Below are 6,869 nucleotides of genomic sequence, written 5' to 3' on the forward strand. Positions count from 1 at the left end.
TTTAATACTTTTAGATTTTAAGGTTAAACACGTAAGAGCTAACACCTGGATTCCGGCTCAACAGCATTGCCGGAACGACGGAGTAGTGGGCAGTGTTTGAATATTCAAACCATTCGTCATCCTCGAGGGCTTTTATCGGGGATCCAGGTGTTTCTGTTTATTTATATTTAATACTTTTAGATTGTAAGGTTAAACACGTAAGAGCTAACACCTGGATTCCGGCTCAATAGCATTGCCGGAACGACGGAGTAGTGGGCAGTGTTTGAATATTCAAACCGTTCGTCATCCTCGAGTGCTTGTATCGGGGATCCAGGTGTTTCTGTTTATTTATATTTAATACTTTTAGATTGTAAGGTTAAACACGTAAGAGCTAACACCTAGGTTCCGGCTCAACAGCATTACCGGAACGACGGAGTAGTGGGCAGTGTTTGAATATTCAAACCGTTCGTCATCCTCGAATGCTTTTATCGGGGATCCAGGTGTTTCTGTTTATTTATATTTAATACTTTTAGATTTTAAGGTTAAACACGTAAGAGCTAACACCTGGATTCCGGCTCAACAGCATTGCCGGAACGACGGAGTAGTGGGCAGTGTTTGAATATTCAAACCGCTCGTCATCCTCGAGTGCTTGTATCGGGGATCCAGGTGTTTCTGTTTATTTATATTTAATACTTTTAGATTTTAAGGTTAAACACGTAAGAGCTAACACCTGGATTCCGGCTTTAAAAGCATCACCGGAATGACGTAATTGAGCAGCGACTCGTCCTTCTGGTAAATCATTAAAAGCAAACACCTGGGTTCCGGCTTTAACAGCGTTACCGGAACGACGTAATTGAGCAGCGACTCGTCCTTCTGGTAAATCATTAAAAGCAAATACCTGGGTTCCGGCTTTAACAGCGTTACCGGAACGACGTAGTTGAGCAGCGAAGCGTCCTAGGCCCTAGATTCTAGCGCCTAGGTCCTAGGCCCTTCTTTTGACTAGGCTTTATTGCTGATCCATACGGTTTGATATGGCTGCAGCTGTATGGTTTGGGTGATGTCTTTTATTTCGTTGCCACTGAGTAAATCTACCCAAAATTCTGATATGACAAGGTTTAACTCATTAATTGGCAAGTCGGTCACTTGGTCTGATACGTTACTGATGCAAAAAATGCTTTGTTTACGGTTACGGCTTTGGCGCCAAAATCCAAAGAGTTGTAAACCCAAATGCAGGGTAAACTGAGTAGCGTTTGGATGAAATGCGATTTGTTGGGTGCGGATATTAATCAGTTTAGTCATGGCCGATAGCACCTGGCTGTGGGTGCTTTGAGCATCGCTTAACTGTTGCTTTAAGTTATCTAGCTCCCAACGATGGCGATTAATGGAACGGTTATGAGATGTATTGGCCAGTTTTTCGTAGTCATTTCGGGTGCCTAGCAAACTGTGTATGTATATGCCTGGGATCCCTTCTAGTGCCAACATGATGGCATGTGCGCACATAAAACGTTGCATGCCCCATAAGTCTTTGCCTTTGGTTGTGCCTTGCAGCGCATCGTATAAGGCTATGTTCATTTCGTACGGTTTTTGCTCGCCAGTTTCGCTGGTTCTGGACGATATTTGCCCACCAAATTGTTTCATGGTGTCTACAAGAGTGTGTATTTCATCATCGTCTAGTAACCCTTCTGCTGGGCGTAAACCAATGCCGTCGTGGGAGGCGATAAAGTTAAAATAAGTGGTGCCATCTTGTGCAGGTGGCATGCTCATTAACCAACGCTTTAAGTACAAACAGTTGCCAGTAATGAGGGTGTTGATGAGTAATGGCGGCAGTGAAAAGTTATATATACAATGGGCTTCGTTGGCATTACCAAAATAGGTAAGATTTTGCGTATTAGGAATATTGGTTTCGGTGATGATCATTGCATCGTTTTGCGCGTGTTCAATTAAGGTGCGCAGTAAACGTATAACCTCATGTGTTTGCGGCAAGTTAATGCATTTAGTGCCAACGACTTTCCACAAAAAGGCGACGGCATCTAGCCTAAAAATACTCACGCCAGCATCTAAATATTGGCGAATAATGCTAACAAATTCGATAAGCACGTTAGGGTTTCTAAAATCAAAATCAACCTGATCATGACTAAATGTTGCCCAAACATATTGCGTACCGCTTGGGGTTTCTGTTGGCCTTAATAAAGCTGAGGTACGGGGCCGAACAACCTCGGTTAACTCATCGCTTGGTTGGGCGGTAAAAAAGTAATCATGGCCTGGGCCTTCACCTTTGCAGAAGTTTTCAAACCACAGGCTGCGGCTTGAACAATGATTGATGACTAAGTCAGACATTAAGCGTCGTTTACTGGCAATGGCGCTGATGTCAGCCCAATCGCCTAGGCTTTCGTTAACGGTCGAATAGTCTATTACAGCAAAACCATCATCTGAACTGTACGGAAAAAACGGCAAAATATGCACGCCATTAATGCACCCTACATAACTGTCGATAAACTGTGACAAGGTTGTTAGTGGCCGCTCACCTTGCTGCACAACGCTGTCGCCATAGGTGATCATAATGGTGTCTTTTTCAGACCAGTGGTTGGCAAAGGGTTCTGGTATTTGGCTAAACTCGGTGATCCGCATGATTGCGACGAGTTGCTCTGCCAGGGTGGCGATGGGGGTATCAAGGTCGATATCCTTGTAAATGCACTCAAGTTGATGTTGCAGCTTTTGTTTTAATCCGTCCATTACTGACATAAAAAATCCTTAGCTAAACTCTGCGTTATCGGCCTCGACTGCGGCTTTAAGTTGTTCTAATACATCTGGCATGGCACTCACGACCCGACTCCATGTTGGCATAAATGGGGTTTCCATGGGGTTGTCTAAAAATCGTTGTCCGGCGGTAACAATGTTTTGAGCAAACATTTCTACTGCTTTTTCTTCTAGGTGAATATCTGTTGTTAAACCATTCATTAGCGCATCGTTGTGGTATGTTTCTACGTAATCGAGGGCGACACGATAATAAGTTGCTTTTAACGTTCTAAATGATTCTGTGCTAAAGGTTTCACCTTGAGTGGCCAATTTACGGAAAAATGCCTTGGTGATATCAATCGACATTTTTGATAAACCGGCTTCTTCGTTGTCGAGCGATAAATCTTGGTGTTTGTGATCGTAATTATCGGCAATGTCGACCTGACAAATACGATTATGGGCATAATTACGCTGCATTTCTGACAGCACACCAATCTCTAACCCCCAGTCACTGGGGATGCGCAGGTCGGTTAATACATCACGTCTAAACGAGAACTCACCGGCTAATGGATAACGAAAGCTGTCCATGTATTCGAGATATTCATTGTAGCCGACCACTTTTTTAAGGGCTTTAATTAATGGGGTTACCAATAAACGTGATACTCGACCGTTAATTTTTCCGTCTGATAATCGTGCGTAATAGCCTTTACTAAAAGCATAGTTAAATTGTGGATTGGCTACTGGGTAGAGCAATCGTGCTAATAATGACTTTTCGTAAGTGACAATATCGCAGTCGTGCAAGGCGACAGACTCTGATTTTCCAGACGCTAAAATATAGCCCATGCAGTACCACACATTTCGCCCTTTGCCCAACTCTGTTGGTGCAAGCCCGAGCTTTTGTAATTTGGCGTCAAGTGCTTTTAAGCGTGGCCCATCGTTCCATAAAATTCGATGATGTTGAGGAAGCTCGGCAAAAAATTGCAGAGCATGTTTATATTGTGCTTCATCTGCGCGATCTAGGCCGATAACAATCTCAGACAGGTAGGGAACATCTTTAAGGTTAGCCACAATGCCTTTTAGGGCGTCGCCCTCTAACTCTGAAAATAAAGAAGGTAAAATGAGGCCCAGTGGTCGTGTTTTTGAAAATTTAATTAAGTCTTGTTCGAGCTCTTCGTGAGTGCGTCGGGTAAGATTGTGCATTGTTGTTACAATGCCATTTTGATAAAAATCGGCCATATTATACGCCTCCTAAAGAGATGGGGTTGCTGGTGTTAGCTTGGGATGGAGTCAGTAGCGTTGCAGTGATGCATTCGGCCCAGCCTTTGGGACCACACTCTTGGCTTTTAATGGTTTGTTTTTTTCTCAGCACTGGAAATTCGTGGGTTGGCGATTTAATTTGAATGGCAATGTCGGCCGCTTCTAGCATGGCGCTGTCGTTACCACTGTCGCCCAAAGCAATGGTGGTAACTGCACTTTGGTATTGCTTTGCATAGACTTGGGCTAGCCAGTTCATCGCTTTACCTTTGTCGCTTTCACCGCCAATGTGCAAGAAACGCCCTCCTTGTAACATGTGAGCGCCTAATGCTGTCATGTAGTCGATAAATTCTTGTTTACGTTTTTCATCCCCTTGCCATAGTAACGGTTCAGAATAATGTCGAACTAACGCAAGGCGCGCTTTGTCTGGCGCAAGATCGGTAACTTCACATAGTTCTTCAACACTAAACGATGAAAAACCAATATATTCATCTTCAAACTCAACGGCTTGTTGAGACAACAAGTCAAGCCAATGCTGACGAGGTGGGCAAAATTCTTTTACCCAGTAGTACCCTTGTTCAAATGTGCCTTGTGGTTGCTCACTAAAATAGCCAATTGGGATGTACACTACAGCACCATTTTCTGAAATAAACGGCGAGTTAATGCCGATGGTTTGCTGCAACTTTTCCATTTCTGCAAAGGTTTTACTGGTATTGGCGATAATGGGGATATGACGTTCATTGAGCGCTTCGATTACGTCAATAGCATGGTTAAAACTGTAATCAAAATGGTCGAGTAGCGTCCCATCGATGTCAGTGAAAATCAGTGGTCTGGATGTCATATTGAGTCCCTTTACATGTTAATACGGGATAAAGCACAAGTACCGCTTACGCTTTAACGTTCTGCTTTATTGATAATTAACCTCAGCTCTGGATAACAAACGCCTTTCAAGCAGTCCTTTGCCTTCCTCACTGCGTTGAATTAACTTGCAATAGGCTAGCTATTGACGCGTTAATTCGCCTTGTTAGCAAAACAAATCACAAGCTTGACAGTGGATTTTAGTCAATCTATTGATTTATATCGTTATCAATACATCTCTTATCCAGAGTTGAGGTTAATTAACTGATTCAGGATATGTGCCAGCCCAATACACATTGCCCAAATATGGTTCAACATGCCCATTAACCACTGAATTTTTAGGTTTTTATTTGTTCTATTTTTGGAGGCGTGCCGTTCACAATTTGCTGTTATTAACAAATTTTGTGCCATAAGGGAATTAATTTGCACCATATCGGTGCAACATTGCTGCGCAGGAATCAATGTTAAAGCACGCCTTTTAATGTAAATAAGTCATTAAAAAGATCGCTTAAAATAAGAAAGGAATCACAAAGGCTTAGTGGTTATACGTTAATGATTAAAACTAGGGTCTGTTGATCTTTGCTGGTTGAATTTCGTTCGAGTTAAAAACGTTTTAATCGAGGCGAATGGATTGAAGCCTAGCAACCTAAGCAAAATCTATTCAACAAAGAGTAAAACGTTTTTAGCCGAACCCTGTGGGCAGCGTTTGTTGGTCATTTTACTGCGTTATCGACTTTTTATGCAGAATAACTACACCTCAAAGTCTCTGCCGCGCACTTGTATATGAGTAAAGACCAACAATTCGCTGCAAAAATAACCTTGAAAGATCAACAGACCCTAGGAATGGTAAAATACTGAAAAGATTTGTGAAACACTGAAAAGAATGGTGCAAAGTGTAGCGCTTGAGATGTTCAACGGACAATATGTATTTTACGTCCGTTGACCTGACAACTCATACCATGTCGCATTAATACTGGCTTTCGAAATAGCTTTCAATGATTAATACCGCAGAAACGGCGTCAACCTGACCTTTTGTGAGTGCTTTGAAACCACCGAGCTCAAACAGCCTTGCTTTGGCATCTGCGGTTGTGAGGCGTTCGTCTTGTGTGGCAACCTTGACACCAAAGCGGCCATTGATCCGGTTGGCAAATTTACGTGCCCGTTGCGTCATCTCTTGCTCGGTTCCGTCCATATTTAAGGGTAATCCAACAACCACTAAATCTGGCTGCCATTCTTTAAGCAATTTTTCAATGTCGCCCCAATTAGGGATACCGTCTACTGCTTTAATTGACAGCAAGGGGGTTGCACTTGCCGTAATAGCTTGCCCAATAGCGACACCGATACTTTTGGTGCCATAGTCAAACCCTAATACCGTCTGTGGTTGCATGTTTTTCTCTTTGCGTTGTTTTTAGGGGTTAGGAGCTCGCTCGCCAGAGAGCGGACTTCTAGGTTCTAGGTTCTAGGCCCCGTCCTCGAATGCTTTAATCCCGGCTTTATAAGCGTTACCGGGACGACGTAATCGAGCAGCGTAGCAGACCAAAGGTCGCCCTAGAACCTAGCAGTGACGAAGTCACGTCCTAGCAGCGAAGCGTCCTCGAACCTAGAAGCGCAGCGCTATACTGTTAAACAATTAAAAGCGAACACCTGGGTTCCGGCTTTAACAGCGTTACCGGAACGACGTAATCGAGCAGCGTAGCGTCCTAGCAGCGTAGCGCCTTAAAACCTAGAAGCACAGCGCTCTACTGTTAAACAAATAAATGCGAACACCTGGGTTCCGGCTTTAACAGCGTTACCGGAACGACGTAATCGAGCAGCGTAGCGTCCTAGCAGACCAAAGGTTGCCCTAGAACCTAGCAGTGACGAAGTCACGTCCTAGCAGCGTAGCGCCTTAGAACCTAGAAGCGCAGCGCTCTACTGTTAAACAAATAAAAGCGAACACCTGGGTTCCGGCTTTAACAGCGTTACCGGAACGACGTAATCGAGCAGCGTAGCGTCCTAGCAGACCAAAGGTTGCCCTAGAACCTAGCAGTGACGAAGTCACG

4 protein-coding genes are annotated in these 6,869 nt (G+C 43.8%); all 4 read right to left on the minus strand.

Features of this window, described 5'->3' with window-relative positions; translation table 11 throughout:
- Positions 1–978 precede the first annotated feature (978 nt).
- Positions 979–2,721: a sugar phosphorylase gene (locus L2703_RS18770; protein ID WP_248972548.1), complete on the minus strand. Its 1,743-nt coding sequence runs from the start codon at positions 2,719–2,721 to the stop codon at positions 979–981.
- 9 nt (positions 2,722–2,730) lie between these two features.
- Positions 2,731–3,951: a glycosyltransferase family protein gene (locus L2703_RS18775; protein WP_248972549.1), complete on the minus strand. Its 1,221-nt coding sequence runs from the start codon at positions 3,949–3,951 to the stop codon at positions 2,731–2,733.
- Position 3,952: 1 nt separating this feature from the next.
- Positions 3,953–4,810 (minus strand): HAD-IIB family hydrolase, encoded by an 858-nt coding sequence (locus tag L2703_RS18780; protein ID WP_248972550.1) that lies wholly within the window; start codon positions 4,808–4,810, stop codon positions 3,953–3,955.
- A gap of 984 nt (positions 4,811–5,794) precedes the next feature.
- Complete coding sequence (ruvX, locus tag L2703_RS18785; RefSeq protein WP_248972551.1) at positions 5,795–6,214, minus strand: Holliday junction resolvase RuvX; 420 nt, start codon at positions 6,212–6,214, stop codon at positions 5,795–5,797.
- Positions 6,215–6,869 lie beyond the last annotated feature (655 nt).

This window comes from Shewanella basaltis (genome assembly GCF_023283885.1).
GTDB classification, from domain to species: Bacteria; Pseudomonadota; Gammaproteobacteria; order Enterobacterales; family Shewanellaceae; genus Shewanella; species Shewanella basaltis.